Genomic DNA, 15,947 nt, shown 5'->3' on the forward strand with positions numbered 1-15,947 from the left:
TTAGAGGCTGCCCGGGGCCGGAGCGGCCGGTTGGGTATTCGACAGTGCAGCCTGGAGTTTGGCTTCCTGGTCCGGTGACAGCGAGGTCTTCAGCACCTTGCCACGCAGGCCGGACAGCTCAGCGAGAACCTTTTCCGGCTGGACCTTGCGGACCAGCACGAAGAGGGCCGAGGAGTTATTGGGAATGGTTTCGCCGAGCGACTTGATGAAGTCATCGTCGATGCCGTAATCGGCGAGCGACCCCGAAAGCGCGCCGGTGCCAGCACCAATCGCGCCGCCGATGGCAAAGCCTGCGAGCGGATTGAGGAATAGCAGGCCGACCAGGCCGCCCCATAGCGAACCGCTCAAGAGCCCCGACGTGGCACCGATGGCGGTGAGGTTCATGCTTTGCTTCAGATGGACCTTGCCGCTCTCGTCGCGCACGACGACGACGGCATCCTCGAGATCGATCAGGTATTCCTTCTTCAGCGTGTTCAGCTTCAGAAGCACCTTGTCGGCTTCTTCGGTGCTGTCAAAACCCACCACAATCAGATCGGACATGTCGTTTTCTCCTTGAACGCTTAACGCATTGGAGGTCGCCGGAAGGCCGCCCCGCCCGAGGAGATAGAGCACATGTCATGTCAGGGTAGTGTGACAGCTGCAATTAAAGCATGCCGCGCAAAAGTGCGCAGCGGTTCCCCTCAGCGGCATGCTGAAAATTAAACACCGGAAGTGTGCTTCAAGCGAACCTGAAGGTTCGGGATGCCGGTCAGGTCGAGATGGCAACCCGGATGGCGGCGCGCAGCTCTTCCATGCCGAGGCCCTTCTCGGACGACGTCGAAAGGACTTCCGGGAAGGCTGCGGGCCGCTTCTTGATCTTTTCCAGCGTCTCAGCAATCAGCCGCGGAACCGCCGGGTCTTTGATCTTGTCGGTCTTGGTGAGGATGACCTGATAGGACACGGCAGCCTTGTCGAGCAGGTCCAGCACGTCGTCGTCATTCTTTTTGATGCCGTGACGGCTGTCGATCAGCACGTAGACGCGCTTCAGCGTCGAGCGGCCGCGCAAATAGTCGAACACCAGCTTGGTCCAGGCATCGACATGTTCCTTCGGCGCCTGGGCATAGCCATATCCCGGCATATCGACCAGCGCCATCGGCGGCATGTCACCGGGTTGGCCGGAATAGCCGTCCGGAACGAAATAGTTCAGCTCCTGGGTGCGGCCCGGCGTGTTCGACGTCCGTGCCAGACCCTTCTGGCCGACCAGCCCATTGATCAACGACGACTTGCCGACATTGGAGCGGCCGGCAAAGGCGATCTCCAGCGGACCTTCCGGTGGCAGGAACTTCATCGACGGCACGCCGCGGATAAATACCCATGGCCGCCCGAAAAGGGGCTTGTCGTCCTGCGGCGTGGCGTCTGTCATGGCGGTCCTGTCCTTGCTTTTGTTCAGGACTTCACGGTTTTGGGCCGCCATGTCAAGAAAACTCGCGATTTTCACGAATTTGCTCAGTTTAAGGCGCGCTGCTGACGCCACATCTCGATGCCGAGATAGGAAAGAAGCGCAATCAGCACGATGATTCCGCCGAGGATCGTGTTGAGGTTCGGGATCTCGCCGTGGATCAGGGCGACCCAGAGCGGCGCGAGGATCGTCTCGGCGGTGCCGAGCAGGGCCGCGAGGGCGGACGGGATCAGCCGGGCACCGGTGACGAAGAATGCAAGGCCAAGGCCGAAGTTGAGCGCGCCGAACGTGACGAGGATACCGAGTTCCGGCAAGGTGACGCTGAGGCCCGACGCCATGATTGCCGCGACGGTGCCAGCGACAATGGTGCCGAAGCAGGCGGCCGGCGTCATGCGTACATGGGCGTAGCGGCGGGTGATGACGGTGGCGAGGGCAAAGACGAAGGCGATCAGGATGGCCAGCGCATCGCCGACCGGGGAGACGGTTCCGTTCATGGAGTCCGAGACCATGATGGCCACACCGGATATCACGGCGGCGATGGCAAGCCAGGTGATGAGCGAGACACGTTCGCGAAAAACGATCCAGCTGATCAGCGCGGCGATCAGCGGCACACCAGCCTGGATAAGAACGATATTGGCGACAGTGGTATAGGCAAGCGCCAGGATGAACGAGGTCGAGGCGATGGCAAAACACAGCCCGACGGCGATGCCCGGCACACCCATGTTGCGAAACAGCGTGACGGTGCCGCGCGGCCCGTCGCGCAGAAGCATGAAGCCGATCAGAAAGACGGCGGCAAAGAACGAACGCCAGAAGACGATGGTCCAGCCGTCCTCGATCGACAGGAAGCGGGCGAGCGTGCCGCCAAAGCTCCAGACGATGGCGGAACCGAGGACCAGTGCGGCGCCCTGTGTGGCGCTTTGCCGGCCGATGGTTGCGGATTGCTGCAGGGACGAAGGCTGCGACATGGCGGATGTCCGGTGGCGATGCGGATAGTGTAGGAGCGAAGGGTGCTCTATGCGCCAACATTCGCGACAAGGCCCTGTCGCAAACTTTTTCGCACGACGGAAACTGCGCCGTTTGGATGTGCTGCATGTTTAACCGGCGGTGACCGCCTCGATGAGCAAGGTCTGCAATTGCGCGATTGCCGGGCTCTGTTCGCTGCCGGATCGGTGCAGGGCAAGCTCGATGCCGCCGAGGGCGGGCAGGCCGGATATGGCGGGATCGAGCACCCGCAGACTGGGCGGAACGCCCTCGGCGGTGCGAACGGTAACACCGAGCCCGGCCGTCACCGCGGCCCACAGGCCGCCAAGGCTGGGGCTGGCAAAGACGTGCCGCCATTCGATCTTTTCACTGTCGAGCGCTTGAAGACCGGCGCTGCGAAACGTGCATGGGGAATCGAAGGCAATCAGCGGCAAGGGTTCGCTTTCGTCACGCTTGAACCCTTCAGTCCCGATCCAGACGACAGGCCGTGTGGCAATGATCTGCGCATGGGCGTCTCCCGTGCGGCCCCAGGTCAAGGCGAGGTCGAGGTCGCCGCGTTCCACGCCTTGTGCCAGTGCCGAACCGCGATCGACGCGGGCCTCAACCCGCACCTTCGGGTGCGCCCGGGCAAAGCGGCCGAGCAGGCCCGGAAACCACGTCTCGGCGAAATCCTGCGGCAGGCCGATCCGCACCCAGCCCTGCATGGCCGATAGCCCGGTCATGGCGCTGCGGGCCTCGTCGTTGAGTTCTAGGATGCGCCGGGCATAGCCGATCAGAATGTCGCCCGCTTCCGTCAGCGCCAGCCCGCGCGCCTGCTTCTGGAACAGCGTCTGACCCGCCTGTTCCTCAAGCTTGCGCAATTGCAGGCTGATGGCCGAAGGGGAGCGTCCGAGGCGATCGGCGGCCTTGGCAAAGCTGCCGAGATTGACGCCCGCAACGAAGGTGCGCAGCACGTCCATGTCGAGATTGACCGGTAAAACCATTCTGTTTTCCCAAACTGATTGTTTAGAAGATCCAATTTTTCAAAACTAATGTGCGGCAGTAATCTCTGATCGTCAACACAATCCAACAAAGGAAAACGCACATGCCCTTCCTTCATATTCAGGTTGCCGGAGCCCATGTCGGTGCACGTGAAATGCAGCAGCTCCAGAAGCAAGCCACCGGCTTTATGGTGGATATCATGCGCAAGCGGCCGGAAGTCACCGCCGTCCGGGTTGATGTGGCTGAGCCGGGTAGCTGGACGGTTGGGGGCGAGCCGGTGCTGGTTGCCGCCCATCTCGACGTCAAGGTGACCCGCGGCACCAATACGCATGAAGAAAAGGCGCGTTTCGTCGCCGCCGTGGCAGCGATGTTCAGAGAGGTGCTTGGGCCGGACCTGCCAATTGCCACTTATGTCGTCGTCGACGAGATCGAGGCCGACGCCTGGGGCTATGATGGCGTGACCCAGGAAGAGCGCCGTCTGTTGCGGGCTCAGGCCGCCGTTGCGGAAGCCGCGCGTGCCGCCTGAGCGTCGGCCAGCCTCCAGAACAAGACAAAGGCCCCGGATGCAAATCTGGGGCCTTGTGATGGGAGGATGATTACCGATCTTCGGCGCGGGCGGTTTCCTGTTCGGGTTTGATCACGGCGAGCACGACGCCGCCGAGGGCGATGATTACGGTTCCGGCGAGTACGCCGGTGGTCGGGATTTCGTTGAAAAACAGAAACCCGATGAGGGCGGCAAAGACCAGCCACGCATAATCCACCGGTCCGACAATCGCCAGCGACGCCAGCCGGTATCCGCGCACCACGCAATATTGCGCCGCCACCGCGATGGGGCCGAGTAACAGAAACGGTGCCATGGCGGACAGGGATGCGGCTTTCCATGTCAACACTGCAGGCAGAGCCAGGAAGAGGATGCCGAAGCCGTTGACATAAAGCAGCACTGTCAGCGGCCGGTCGGCGTGGGACAGGACGCGGATCATCAAGCCCTCAATGGCAAGCAGGGCGGCGCCGAGAACGGCAATTGCTGCGGGCACGAGATAGGCCGGCTCGAACTGGGTGAAAGCGCCGCGCGACACCATGATAAAACCCGCACCGGCGAAACTGAGGGTAATGCCGAGCATATGCTGCCTGGTCACGGTCTCCTTGAGGACGAGAACGGCGAGCGGGATGATGAAAACCACATAGAGAAGGCCAAGCGCCGTCGCATCGACAATCGGCATGGCTGCCGAGGAGTAGATCAGCGCGAAGCCGGCGGAAACACCGAACGCCGCGCGCATGGCATGCGAAAACGGCCGGGCGCTGCGATAGGCGCGCAAGCTGTCGCGTTTGCAGGCGACGACAGCAAGCAATGTGGCAAAACCGCTGAGATAACGCAGGAACTGAATCTGCAGCACGGACATGCTGTCGCCGCCGAATTTCCCGGATGCAAAGATCAAAGAAAATAATGCCGTGCCAAGAACCACCCAGATCATCGCTTCGGCATTCGAGTTCAACACGTTTTTCCGCAAGGCTTTAACTTTCAATGGCTTCTCTCTAAACTCTTGCCAAATGGCGACGGGGTAACGCAAATTCGATTTTTGAGCTCTGAATGAGTATTTTCGATGCAGAACAAACGAAACATCTCGTTGAATGCGGTGCGGGCTTTCGTGCTGACAGCCCGCCATCTCAGTATTGTTCAAGCCGCAGGAGAAATCGGGGTAACCCCGAGTGCTGTCAGTCATCAGATCAAGAAGCTGGAAGGTGAACTGGGCCTGGCGCTTTTCAAGCGCAGCCACAATTTTCTCGTTCTGACCGATGCAGGCCGCCGCTTCCATGACGATGCCGCCGCCGCAATCGCGGCCATAGACCGATCAGCGGAGGCGCTGAGCCGCGATGAGAACGAAATCGTCGTTCGCGTCTCGATCTCGCTGGCCGTTCGGTGGCTGATCCCGGCGCTGGAGCGGTTCAAGGCACTGAATCCGGCAGCCCGTGTCCGCATCGAGACGAAAACCGGTTCCAACATCTCGCTTGGCTCCGGCGATCTTGCGATTTCCTACCATCGCGCGGGCACGAACCCTGCGGAAGGGGAGTGGCTTGCCGCCGACATGAGCCGCCCCGTCGCATCGCCGGCGCTGCTGGTGGCTGTAGGGTATAAGGGGATCGGTGATCTTTCGAAGGTTCCAGCCCTTCAGTGTGCGCAGGACAATTGGGACTGGGCATTATGGACCCGCACACTTGGCGTCGAGCACAGCGCCATCCAGATCCAGCATGTGTTCGACACAGACGATGCGGCCTTGCACGCGGCGACTGCCGGATTGGGGATGGTTCTGGCACCGGCATTCTTGACGGAGCGTGAAATCCGGTCAGGCGGGCTGGTGGTATTGCCGGGCTTCGGTCCTGTCGATCTCGGCCACTACCGGGTTGTCTTTCAGCGTCACGAGAACCGGATGACCCGGAAATTCCGCAAATGGCTGGGTGAGGAAATGCAGCGCATGGTCTAGCCGCGTAGCGTTCGATGAAGGGACTGCCTTTTGGGCCAAGAAAAAACCCCGGATCAGCCGATCCGGGGTTTGTTATTTTCGCCTCGTTCCGGCCTATTTGGCCGGTTTCGGTTTCTTTGTGAACAATCCCTTGAGATTGTCGATCAGTTCGACTTTGGCACCCTGGCGCTTCATGATGAAAGCCTGCTGGGTGATCGAGAGCGTGTTGTTCCAGGCCCAGTAGATCACCAGACCGGCCGGGAAGCTGGCCAGCATGAAGGTGAAGACCAGTGGCATCCAGGTGAACAGCATCGCCTGGGTCGGATCCGGCGGCGTCGGGTTCATGCGCATCTGCAGGAACATGGTGATACCCATGATCAGCGGCCAGACGCCGATCATCAGCGCATGCGGTACGTCGTAGGGCAGGAGGCCGAACAGGTTGAACAGCGAGGTCGGATCCGGCGCCGAAAGGTCCTGGATCCAGCCGAAGAACGGTGCGTGGCGCATTTCGATGGTGACGTAGATCACCTTGTAGAGCGCGAAGAACACTGGAATCTGCAACAGGATCGGCCAGCAACCGGCGATCGGGTTGATCTTCTCTTCCTTGTAGAGGGCCATCATGCCCTGCTGCAACGCCATGCGGTCGTCGCCGTGCTTCTTCTTCAGCTCTTCCATCTTCGGCTGAACCTTCTTCATGTTCGCCATCGAAGCGTACTGCTTGCTGGCGAGCGGGAAGAACAGGCCCTTGACGACGATGGTGGTCAGAAGGATCGCAACGCCGAAATTGCCAAAATAACGGAAGAAGAAGTCCATCAGTTTGAACATCGGCTTGGTGATGAAGTAGAACCAGCCCCAGTCGATCAGAAGGTCGAACTGCGGAATGGAGTATGACTTCTCGTAGCCATCAACCAGCGGAACCTGTTTGGCACCGGCGAAAACCAGGGTCTTCAGCTCTGTGGACTGGCCAGGTGCGACGGTGACGGCGTCCTGTTTGTAATCCGCCTGGAAGCGTGGGCGGCCATCTGTGAAGTGCTCGTACTTGGATTCATAGGCCAGGTTCTGCGGCGGCACGATGGTTGCTGCCCAATACTTGTCGGTAATGCCGAGCCAGCCGGTCGTTGCCTTTTCGTGCTTAACGGGAACGTCGTTCTCCACCTTGCTATAGGCGATTTCGTTCAGGCCGTGCTGGCCGATGACGCCGATGAAGCCTTCATGCAGAACGTAGACGCTGGGGGTCGTCGGCTTGTTGAAGCGGGTGACGCGGCCATAGGTGGAGAGCGACACCGGAGCGCCGCTGCCGTTGGTGATCGTGTCAGCGACCTGGAACATGAAGTGTTCGTCGATCGAGATCGTGCGGGTGAAAACCACGCCTTTCTCGTTGGTAAAGGTCAGAACAACAGGCGTCGTCGTCGTCAGCTTGTCGCCGCTCTTGACCGTCCAGACCGTCGTTGGGCCTGGAACCGTACCGGATGCTTCGTTGCCGATAAAGCCGAGTTCGGTAAAGTAGCCGTCCGGCGTGTCGGAGGGGCTGAACAGGGTGATCAGCGGGCTCTTGTCGTCGACGGTCTCGTGGTATTCCTTCAGCTTCAGGTCATCGAAGCGTGCGCCGGTCAGGTTGATCGAGCCGCTGAGCGCTGCCGTGTCGATGGAAACACGGGCGGATTTGGCGATCGACTGGTCGCGGGTTTCAACGGCGCCCGGGACTGCGCCCTGGGCCGGCTGTGCCTGGCCTGGAACGGCAGGCGTTGCGGCCGGCTGGTTCTGCTGGGTCAGCTTCTGATGGGCTTCCGCCGCAATCCGTTCTTTCTCTATCTTCGGATTCACGTAGAGAAATTGCCAGGCAATCAGGATGAGCACTGACAGCCCGATCGCCACGAAGTAGTTGCGGTTTTTTTCCATCATTCTTTCCTGGAGCCGGCCGGTGGCCGTGAATATTTTTGCTTGCTTTCGATACGCTCGCAGAGGGTCTTGCCGATCCGCTCAAAGGGCGCTTTCAAAAGGTCGCGTCTGGCGACAATCACATAGTCATGTCCGGGCTTCATTGCAAATCCGGCGGAAAGCCGCACGGCTTCCTTCAGGCGCCGGCGCATCCGGTTGCGTTCGACGGCATTGCCATGCTTCTTGGTGACGGTGAAGCCGACGCGCGGCCCGGTGTCAGGCTCGTCGCGATCGAGAACTTCCAGAAGAAACAACGGTCCCTTCCGCTGCTCTCCCTTGCGCACAGCAAGAAACTGCGGCCGGCTTTTCAGCCGCCCGGCAGTTGATTTAGGCTTGGGTGATGTCATTCGCCCGCGCTCCTTCCTGGAGTGGGAGCATCCATCGTCCAGACGAACGTTTGCAGGATGCTCCGGCACCATGAAGCCGCGCATGCAGGTTTCGCGAAGGTTAGTGCGCGAAGACGCGGCACGCGCCAGACGGCCTTAAGCCGACAGACGCTTACGGCCACGTGCCCGGCGGGCAACGATAACCTTGCGGCCACCCTTTGTGGCGATACGTGCACGGAAGCCGTGACGGCGCTTGCGAACAAGCTTGGACGGTTGATAGGTACGCTTCGTCATTTATTTTAATACCGCGGTGTGCGGCCCTTCTTGGGTTTGCTTCTTAGCAAGGGAGCGTTACGTTCCAGACATAGCACTGCACAGGGCAAGGGGACTTGTCCGGACGTGGGCGGCTTATAAGAGCAAAGGGCCGCGAAAGTCAATTGCCGGGGCTGAAAAGCTGCTCCGAGGCCGGGTTTTGCGCCTTTTCCATATTTGGAAACGGGTTGCGTTAAATTATTTAAAGCAACTTTTAATTGAAAGTTAGCATATGGTAATGTAGATGCATAAACAAACCGCTAAAGGCTGATTAGTAGAATTATACAGGCCTGCGCAGAGCTTCATTAACCATCGCTGTCTTAGTCTCTCATTTAATACAAGAGCCCGTACGCTTGCCTTTTCAGGTCTGTGGCCGGTTCAGAGGAGAGGCATTCCATGAAAATTCGAGGCAAGATCTATCTCATCGTTGGGGTGATGAGTTTGATCGCAGTGGTCGTGACGGGCATAGCGTTGACCGTGATCACACAATACAACGCAAGGCTCGTCCAGTTCGACAATGCCTCGGATCGTGCCCTCAACGGCGAGCATCTCAACCGGCTGGTGACGGCCGTCGTCATGGAAGCGCGCGGTATCTACGCAGCGCCGACGGTGGAAAAATCAAAGCCCTTCGCTGAAGGCCTGGTAAAGAACCTCGACAAGATCGACGCTCTTCTTACAGAGTGGAAGCCGGCCGTTCCTGCCGAGGAAGTTCCGGCCTTCGACGCTGTCGTCAAGCGCGCCGCCGAATTCCGCACATTCCGCACGGAAACCGCCCGCCTCAGCCAGGAAGTCTCGCCGCAGGCTGCCAACGAGCAGGGCAATAACGATCTCAACCGTGCCAACCGTAAGGCATTCCAGGCCGAGATCGACGCGATCGTCGATACCGACCGCGCGGCTTTGGATACGATCCAGAACGAGGTCAATGCAATCGAGAGCCGCATGGTCCTCCTGGTTCTGCTCACCGCCGGTTTCGGTCTTGTTATCGGTGCGGGAACGGCCTTCTACATCGGCACCAAGCAGCTGAGCCAGCCGATCCTGCAACTGACGGGAACGATGAAGCAGCTTGCTGACGGCGACCTCAATGCCAATGTGCCGTTTGCCGGCCGCAAGGATGAGATCGGCGAAATGGCCGGTGCCGTCGAAGTGTTCAAGCGCAATGGCTTGGCTGTGCGCGAACTGAATTCACAGGAAAGCGCGCTGCGTGAAAAGAGCGCCGATCTGCAGTCCAGCATCGCAGTCGTGGTGTCGGCCGCCGCTGCTGGCGATTTCACCCAGCGCATCAGCAAGGATTACGGCAACGCTGACCTCAACCGCTTTGCCGCGAGCGTCAATGAACTGGTCGATGGCGTCAACAGTGGCGTCAACGAGACCCGACGGGTCATCGCCAGCCTTTCGAATGGCGATCTCACCCAGACTATGAACGGCAAATTCCAGGGCGCTTTTGCCGAGTTGCAGCAGAACGTCAACGACTCGCTGTCGACGCTGCAGAATACCTTGCGTGAAGTTCGCACCACGACGGACTCGATCAACGGCAACTCGTCGGAGCTGCGCTCCGCAGCCGACGATCTGTCCAAGCGCACCGAACAGCAGGCCGCAGCGCTTGAAGAAACCTCTGCGGCGCTGGAACAGATCACCGCCGCCGTGCGCAACTCGACCGACCGCGCTCAGGAAGCGACCGTCATGGTCACCGAGGCCAAGCAGAGTGCAGCCCAGTCCGGTGAAGTCGTGCGCAAGGCAGTCGATGCCATGGGCCGGATCGAGCAGGCTTCCAGCGAAATCGGCCAGATCACCAATGTGATCGACGAGATCGCCTTCCAGACCAATCTTCTGGCGCTGAACGCCGGTGTCGAAGCCGCGCGTGCCGGCGATGCAGGCAAGGGCTTTGCGGTCGTCGCCCAGGAAGTCCGCGAACTGGCACAGCGCGCCGCAAGCGCCGCCAAGGACATCAAGGGTCTGATTGCCAAATCAGGCTCGGAAGTCGCAACCGGCGTCAAGCTGGTACAGGAGACCGGAGAGGTCCTCGGCCGGATCGAGACACGGGTGTTGAGCATCAACGACCATATCCACTCGATTGCCACGGCAGCGCGCGAACAGTCGACCGGTCTCGGCGAAGTCAGCACCGCCGTCAACCAGATGGACCAGGTGACCCAGCAGAACGCCGCCATGGTGGAGGAAGCCAACGCAGCAACCCACAAGCTTTCGGCGGAAGCCGACAGCCTGGCGCGGCTGATCTCGCACTTCAAGCTTGATGACAGCGCGCCGTTGCGTGTCGTCGCCGCGCCGGTGCGCGAAAACACCCGGCCGGTCGCTTCGCCTGCCCGCAAGATGATGGGCACCGTCGCCCGCGCCTTTGGCGGCGGTTCGGCCAGCGCTGCCGTATCGAAGGACAATTGGGAAGAATTCTGATCCGTCGGATACAATCGGACTTGAACAGCAATCCCGCGGCGATCCAGTATCGCCGCGGGATTTTACGTTGCGATCACGGCGACGTTTTTTACCTTGATCATTCGTTATTGGTTCGGGCTGTGCTTTCCTTCTATTGCTGAGCGATGGAACACAGCGAGCACGAGAGGCAGCATCTGACAGTGGACGGCGGCCGTGAAACCACAACAGGGCAGGGAGAGCCGGCAGGGCCGCCGCTGGTGCTGCGCATTGCCCCGCTTCTCGTGCTGGCTGCAGGCCTCACCCTTGCCTACGGGCTGGGATGGCACCGCTACGTGACATTCGACTGGCTGGCGGATCAGCGCGAGATGCTGCTGGATATGGTTGCCCGTCATCCGTTACGGGCTGTTTCACTATTTTTCGTCGTCTACGCCGCCGTCGTGGCGTTGTCGGTTCCGGCGGCCTCGGTGCTGTCCATTTTTGCCGGTTTCCTGTTCGGCTGGCTGACTGGCGGGGTTATCGTCGTCATCGCAGCCACGATCGGTTCGTGCCTGCTCTTTGCTGGCGCTCGCACGGTGTTTGGCGATGTTCTCCGGCGGCGGGCCGGGCCGTTTCTCAACCGGTTTTCGGCCGGCTTCAGCCGCAATGCCTTCAGCTATCTGCTGGTGCTGCGTCTTGCGCCGGTGTTTCCCTTTTTCGTGGTCAATATCGCACCCGCCTTCTTCGCCGTCAGCCTGCGTACCTTTGCGCTGGCCACCTTGGTTGGCATCATTCCGGGTACGTTCGTTTATACGTGGCTTGGCTGCGGTTTCGAGCAGGCGATCGGCGATGCGGCAGAACACGGCAGGCCCGTGCAATTGTCCGATTTTCTGACACCCGAGCTGACCTTTGCCTTCATGGCGCTCGCTGTCATTGCCGCGTTACCGCTTCTCGTGCAATTTGCCCGTGAAAAACGGCAGGCGGCGGGCGATCGTGGAAAAGACTGACGGCGTGACTACGGTTCTTTCCCCCGATATCTGCGTGATCGGCGCGGGCTCCGCGGGGCTTTCTGTTGCAGCAGGCGCTGCCGCCTTCGGCGTGCCGGTCGTGTTGATCGAGCGCGGGCGGATGGGCGGTGAATGCCTGAACACCGGCTGCGTGCCCTCCAAGGCGCTGATCGCCGCAGCAAAGCACGCGTATGCGGTGCGAAAGGCGGCCGAATTCGGTGTCATCGCCGGAGAGCCGGTGATCGATTTCCAAAAGGTGCAGGCGCATGTGCGTTCGGTGATCGATGCGATCGCACCGAATGATTCGGCCGAGCGGTTCACCGCCATGGGCGTGAGGGTGATCAGGGCCGATGCGCGGTTTATCGACGGGGATGCTGTCGCCGCTGGAGGATTGACCATCCGCGCCCGCCGTTTCGTCATCGCCACCGGTTCCTCGACATTCATTCCGCCGATCCCCGGCCTTGCCGATGTCGATTACCTCACCAACGAAACCCTGTTCGACCTCAAGAGCCTTCCACAGCATCTCGTCATCATCGGCGCTGGGCCTGTCGGGCTGGAGATGGCGCAGGCGCATCGGCGGCTGGGGGCGAAGGTGACGGTTGTCACTGCGGGCAGGGCGCTTGCCAAGGAGGATCCCGAACTGGCGGGCATCGCCCTCGACCGGCTACGCGGCGAGGGCATCGATATCTTTGAAAACAGCCGGGCTCTGTCTGTCGAGAAGACGGCATCGGGTCTGCGCTTGCAATGCGAGACGCAGGCTGGCGCGGTCACCATCGACGGCAGCGCCCTGCTTGTCGCGACCGGGAAACGAGGCAATACCGCCGGGCTGGGCCTCGAGGCAGCGGGGATTGCCGTTACGGCAACCGGCATTGCGGTCAACAGCAGCCTGCGAACGCAAAATCGGCGGGTCTATGCGATTGGCGATGTGGCCGGCGGGCTGCAATTCACCCATGCCGCCAATTATCACGCGTCGCTGGTGCTGCGCGAAATCCTGTTCCGGCTGCCAGCACGCGAAAACCGCGATATCGTTCCCCGCGCGACTTTTACCGATCCGGAGATTGCCTCCGTCGGTCTCGGGGAGGAGGAGGCTCGGGCACGCTATGGCCAGGTAAATGTTCTGCGCTGGCCCTATGCCGAGAACGACCGGGCGCAAGCGGAGCGTGCCACGGAAGGGCTGATCAAGATCATCACCGGCAAGAGTGGAAAGATTCTCGGCGTCGGCATAACCGGAGCCGGAGCGGCCGAGATGATCAACATGTGGTCGGTCATCATTGCCAACGGTCAGGGCCTGTCGCACGTGCGCAACGCCATCGTGCCCTATCCGACCATGACGGAGATTGGAAAACGGGCCGTCATCGCCTATTATACGCCCCTGACACGCACGCCGTTCGTCCGGGCCATCATTCGCATGCTCAGACGTTTCGGCTGAGACGATGGAATTCTACGACATGACGGCAGAGATTACAGCAACCACGGCCCTTCAGGGGCAACCGGCCCGCGTTGGCTTTTTTCGCGGCCTTTCCGGCAGGCTTCTGTTTCTGACCGTCGTCTTCGTCATGCTGGCCGAAGTTCTGATCTTCGTGCCGTCTGTCGCCAATATGCGCATCCGCTGGATGGAAGACAGGCTGAACACGGCGGCAGCGGCTGGCGTGGTGGTCGATGGCATGCAGGGCGTGACGCTGTCGCGGCCGGTGCAAGAAGAAACCCTGATGGCGACCGGCACCAAGGCCATCGTTCTCAGGCGCAAGGACGAATCGCGGCTGATCGCGGCGGTGGACATGCCACCGGAAATCGACGCGCAGTATGATGTCGCGGCGATGACCCCGATCTCTGCCATCTGCGATGCCTTCGACACGCTGTTGTTCGGCGGTGACAAGATCATTCGCATCTATGGTCCTGTCGGCGAGAGCGATGCAATCATCGAGGTGGTGATGGAGGACGCGAGCCTGCGCAAGGCGATGCTGGTCTATTCGCGCAATGTTTTTTTCCTGTCGCTGGTCATCTCGCTGTTTACGGCGGCGCTGATCTTTCTCGCCATCAACCGTCTGATGATCGTGCCGATCCGCAGGATGACCACCAATATGCAGGATTTCGCGGCGGAACCTGCCGACCCGGCCCGCGTGCTTGAGCCTTCACCAGGCCGCGACGAGCTTTCCATCGCTGGCCAGCACCTGTCGGCGATGCAGCAGCAATTGCAGAAGACGTTGAAGCAGCAGAAGAACCTTGCCGATCTCGGGCTCGCCGTGTCGAAGATCAATCACGACATGCGCAATATCCTCGCGTCGGCGCAGCTGATCTCGGACCGTCTCGCCGATGTCGATGACCCGATCGTCAAGCGCTTTGCCCCAACGCTGCTGCGCACCATCGACCGTGCGGTCGGTTACACGACCGAGGTCCTGTCTTATGGCCGCACCACCGAGCCGGAGCCGCATCGGAAGTTCGTCGAGTTGCGGCCGTTGGTCAGCGATGTCGGCGAGATGCTGGCGATAGACCCGAATGCCGGGATCGAGTTTCAGATCCAGATCCCCGACGGCCTGCAGGTCGATGCCGATAGCGAGCAGCTGTTTCGCGTCGTCCACAATATCTGCCGCAACGCCGTACAGGCGCTGATGAACGACCCGGCCGACGTTGGGGCTCCACGCCTGATCAGCGTATCGGCGCTGCGCACCGGCAGCGTCGTCAGCATCTCCGTCGATGACACTGGCCCCGGCATGCCGCCCAAGGCGCGCGAACACCTGTTTACCGCCTTCAGGGGCTCCGCCCGCTCGGGTGGCACCGGTCTGGGGCTGGCCATCGCCCGCGAACTGGTGCTCGCGCATGGCGGCACCATCGCGCTGGTGGAAAAGCCGACGCCGGGAACCCTGTTCAGAATCGAATTGCCCGATCGTCCTGTGCCTCTCGATGCTTTCCGCTCAAAGGCCAGGCACTGACCGCACATTTTTTAATTCCCGCCCCAACTCGGGTGAAGTGGCGCTGTGGAAAGGCTTTGCGGCTGAAATCTATCCACAGTTTCAAGGATATAAGTGAGTAGTTTTATCAAAAAAGAAAATTTCTGCCGAAATTCGCTTGCATTCCCCTGTTGGACGTTTTAGAGGATCGCCACGCAAGCGGTTAACGCCGCAACGCAAAGCACCCGTAGCTCAGCTGGATAGAGCATCAGACTACGAATCTGAGGGTCGGACGTTCGAATCGTTCCGGGTGCACCATTTCTTTTCAACGACTTATCGGTAAGACAAGATGGTTTTCGCTTAACGGCGAAACGCTGCCTTAGCTTGTCAGCACTCCGGCGCGCCCGATAAATCCGGATTATCTCGTCGGCCGCAAACGCTTCGATCAGCGAGCGAATTCCCCTATGGCATCGACAATATCTTCGCGGTCGATATGCGCGCAATCTCATTGTCTTTTCCGGCCGACGCTTCCAGACGACGGCGCTGCAATTAATCATGAACTCGGGCAGCCCGAGCATCAGGCATTCCTGTGCATTCCAAAAACCAATTGCGATATCAAATCAGTCGATCTATCTTAAACTGATTGCATAACGCAATCAGGATGCGCGGGAGTTGCCGCGTCAAAAAGGGCGGTGCGTATGGCTAAGCTCGTGTTTGGAATGAATCAATCCCTGGACGGCTACGTCGATCACACGGCGTTCGGGCCAAGCGCTGCGCTCTTCCGCCACTTCATCGAGGAGGCTCAGGGGCAGGCGGGCAGTGTGTACGGTCGCCAAATATATGAGGTCATGCGCTACTGGGACGACGATCATCCTGAATGGGGCACAGAGGAGCGCGCCTTCGCGGCGGCGTGGCGGAACCAGCCGAAATGGGTCGTCTCGCGCTCGTTGAGGTCGGTCGGCCCCAATGCCAGGCTTGTTGAGGGGGATCTTGAGGGTGCGATCCGCGCGCTGAAGGCCGAGCGCGACGGGGAGATCGAAGTTGCCGGCCCAAACTTGGCGCGAAGCCTCACCGAACTTGGCCTGATCGATGAGTATCGAATTTACCTGCACCCTGTCGTGCTCGGCCACGGCAAGCCCTATTTCGCCGGACCGCGGCCGCGGCTCCGGCTTATGACAAATGACCGGATTGGCGAGGATGTGATCAGGTTGACTTACGTTCCTGCCTAATCTCGATATCCGCCGGATGGAAATCGC

15 protein-coding genes and 1 tRNA gene are annotated in these 15,947 nt (G+C 60.3%); 8 read left to right on the forward strand and 8 right to left on the reverse strand.

Annotated elements, in window-relative coordinates:
- The 4 genes from R6X40_RS13750 to R6X40_RS13765 form a co-directional block, all read right to left on the reverse strand.
- The gene (locus R6X40_RS13750; protein ID WP_318414363.1) at nt 1–540 is read right to left on the reverse strand and encodes a DUF1269 domain-containing protein; all 540 of its coding nucleotides are present in this window, start codon (nt 538–540) and stop codon (nt 1–3) included.
- Nucleotides 541–748: 208 nt separating this feature from the next.
- The gene (gene yihA / locus R6X40_RS13755; protein WP_318414364.1) at nt 749–1,402 is read right to left on the reverse strand and encodes a ribosome biogenesis GTP-binding protein YihA/YsxC; all 654 of its coding nucleotides are present in this window, start codon (nt 1,400–1,402) and stop codon (nt 749–751) included.
- Between the two features lie 83 nt (nt 1,403–1,485).
- The gene (locus R6X40_RS13760) at nt 1,486–2,403 is read right to left on the reverse strand and encodes a DMT family transporter (RefSeq protein ID WP_318414365.1); all 918 of its coding nucleotides are present in this window, start codon (nt 2,401–2,403) and stop codon (nt 1,486–1,488) included.
- Between the two features lie 129 nt (nt 2,404–2,532).
- Entirely contained in the window at nt 2,533–3,402 is an 870-nt protein-coding gene (locus R6X40_RS13765; RefSeq protein ID WP_318414366.1) for a LysR substrate-binding domain-containing protein, read from the reverse strand.
- Between the two features lie 101 nt (nt 3,403–3,503).
- Between R6X40_RS13765 and R6X40_RS13770 the strand changes: the two genes are divergently transcribed.
- Nucleotides 3,504–3,926: a tautomerase family protein gene (locus tag R6X40_RS13770; RefSeq protein ID WP_318414367.1), complete on the forward strand. Its 423-nt coding sequence runs from the start codon at nt 3,504–3,506 to the stop codon at nt 3,924–3,926.
- 70 nt (nt 3,927–3,996) lie between these two features.
- Here the strand turns inward: R6X40_RS13770 and R6X40_RS13775 are convergent, their stop codons facing one another.
- Complete coding sequence (locus tag R6X40_RS13775; RefSeq protein WP_318414368.1) at nt 3,997–4,893, reverse strand: DMT family transporter; 897 nt, start codon at nt 4,891–4,893, stop codon at nt 3,997–3,999.
- 108 nt (nt 4,894–5,001) lie between these two features.
- Between R6X40_RS13775 and R6X40_RS13780 the strand changes: the two genes are divergently transcribed.
- Nucleotides 5,002–5,880 (forward strand): LysR substrate-binding domain-containing protein, encoded by an 879-nt coding sequence (locus tag R6X40_RS13780; RefSeq protein WP_318414369.1) that lies wholly within the window; start codon nt 5,002–5,004, stop codon nt 5,878–5,880.
- A gap of 93 nt (nt 5,881–5,973) precedes the next feature.
- Here R6X40_RS13780 and yidC read toward each other — a convergent pair whose 3' ends face one another.
- The 3 genes from yidC to rpmH form a co-directional block, all read right to left on the reverse strand.
- On the reverse strand, nt 5,974–7,758 hold the full coding sequence (gene yidC, locus R6X40_RS13785; RefSeq protein WP_318414644.1) for a membrane protein insertase YidC: 1,785 nt from the start codon (nt 7,756–7,758) through the stop codon (nt 5,974–5,976).
- On the reverse strand, nt 7,758–8,144 hold the full coding sequence (rnpA, locus tag R6X40_RS13790) for a ribonuclease P protein component (RefSeq protein WP_318414370.1): 387 nt from the start codon (nt 8,142–8,144) through the stop codon (nt 7,758–7,760). The genes yidC and rnpA overlap by 1 nt, the downstream gene beginning before the upstream one ends.
- Nucleotides 8,145–8,279: 135 nt before the next feature.
- Entirely contained in the window at nt 8,280–8,417 is a 138-nt protein-coding gene (rpmH, locus tag R6X40_RS13795; protein WP_037104763.1) for a 50S ribosomal protein L34, read from the reverse strand.
- Nucleotides 8,418–8,831: 414 nt separating this feature from the next.
- Between rpmH and R6X40_RS13800 the strand changes: the two genes are divergently transcribed.
- From R6X40_RS13800 to R6X40_RS13825, 6 genes are all read left to right on the forward strand, one after another.
- Nucleotides 8,832–10,841, forward strand: a complete 2,010-nt coding sequence (locus R6X40_RS13800; protein WP_318414371.1) for a methyl-accepting chemotaxis protein — start codon at nt 8,832–8,834, stop codon at nt 10,839–10,841.
- Nucleotides 10,842–10,984: 143 nt separating this feature from the next.
- On the forward strand, nt 10,985–11,803 hold the full coding sequence (locus tag R6X40_RS13805; RefSeq protein WP_318414372.1) for a TVP38/TMEM64 family protein: 819 nt from the start codon (nt 10,985–10,987) through the stop codon (nt 11,801–11,803).
- Nucleotides 11,804–11,807: 4 nt separating this feature from the next.
- Nucleotides 11,808–13,232 (forward strand): dihydrolipoyl dehydrogenase family protein, encoded by a 1,425-nt coding sequence (locus R6X40_RS13810; RefSeq protein ID WP_318414645.1) that lies wholly within the window; start codon nt 11,808–11,810, stop codon nt 13,230–13,232.
- A gap of 19 nt (nt 13,233–13,251) precedes the next feature.
- Nucleotides 13,252–14,733 (forward strand): HAMP domain-containing sensor histidine kinase, encoded by a 1,482-nt coding sequence (locus R6X40_RS13815; RefSeq protein WP_318414373.1) that lies wholly within the window; start codon nt 13,252–13,254, stop codon nt 14,731–14,733.
- A gap of 199 nt (nt 14,734–14,932) precedes the next feature.
- A tRNA-Arg gene (locus tag R6X40_RS13820) sits at nt 14,933–15,009 on the forward strand.
- 380 nt (nt 15,010–15,389) lie between these two features.
- Nucleotides 15,390–15,920 carry a dihydrofolate reductase family protein gene (locus R6X40_RS13825; protein ID WP_318414374.1) on the forward strand — a complete coding sequence of 177 codons (531 nt, stop codon included), beginning with the start codon at nt 15,390–15,392 and terminating at the stop codon, nt 15,918–15,920.
- Nucleotides 15,921–15,947: the final 27 nt, after the last annotated feature.

The organism is Rhizobium sp. PL01, assembly GCF_033447125.1.
Taxonomy (GTDB): Bacteria; Pseudomonadota; Alphaproteobacteria; order Rhizobiales; family Rhizobiaceae; genus Pararhizobium.

Bases quoted from the DNA above. Each gene is read 5' to 3' on its own strand.
- R6X40_RS13750 (WP_318414363.1), bottom strand. From the start codon at position 540: ATGTCCGATCTGATTGTGGTGGGTTTTGACAGCACCGAAGAAGCCGAC.
- yihA (WP_318414364.1), bottom strand. From the start codon at position 1,402: ATGACAGACGCCACGCCGCAGGACGACAAGCCCCTTTTCGGGCGGCCA.
- R6X40_RS13760 (WP_318414365.1), bottom strand. From the start codon at position 2,403: ATGTCGCAGCCTTCGTCCCTGCAGCAATCCGCAACCATCGGCCGGCAA.
- R6X40_RS13765 (WP_318414366.1), bottom strand. From the start codon at position 3,402: ATGGTTTTACCGGTCAATCTCGACATGGACGTGCTGCGCACCTTCGTT.
- R6X40_RS13770 (WP_318414367.1), top strand. From the start codon at position 3,504: ATGCCCTTCCTTCATATTCAGGTTGCCGGAGCCCATGTCGGTGCACGT.
- R6X40_RS13780 (WP_318414369.1), top strand. From the start codon at position 5,002: ATGCAGAACAAACGAAACATCTCGTTGAATGCGGTGCGGGCTTTCGTG.
- yidC (WP_318414644.1), bottom strand. From the start codon at position 7,758: ATGGAAAAAAACCGCAACTACTTCGTGGCGATCGGGCTGTCAGTGCTC.
- rnpA (WP_318414370.1), bottom strand. From the start codon at position 8,144: ATGACATCACCCAAGCCTAAATCAACTGCCGGGCGGCTGAAAAGCCGG.
- rpmH (WP_037104763.1), bottom strand. From the start codon at position 8,417: ATGACGAAGCGTACCTATCAACCGTCCAAGCTTGTTCGCAAGCGCCGT.
- R6X40_RS13800 (WP_318414371.1), top strand. From the start codon at position 8,832: ATGAAAATTCGAGGCAAGATCTATCTCATCGTTGGGGTGATGAGTTTG.
- R6X40_RS13805 (WP_318414372.1), top strand. From the start codon at position 10,985: ATGGAACACAGCGAGCACGAGAGGCAGCATCTGACAGTGGACGGCGGC.
- R6X40_RS13815 (WP_318414373.1), top strand. From the start codon at position 13,252: ATGACGGCAGAGATTACAGCAACCACGGCCCTTCAGGGGCAACCGGCC.
- R6X40_RS13825 (WP_318414374.1), top strand. From the start codon at position 15,390: ATGGCTAAGCTCGTGTTTGGAATGAATCAATCCCTGGACGGCTACGTC.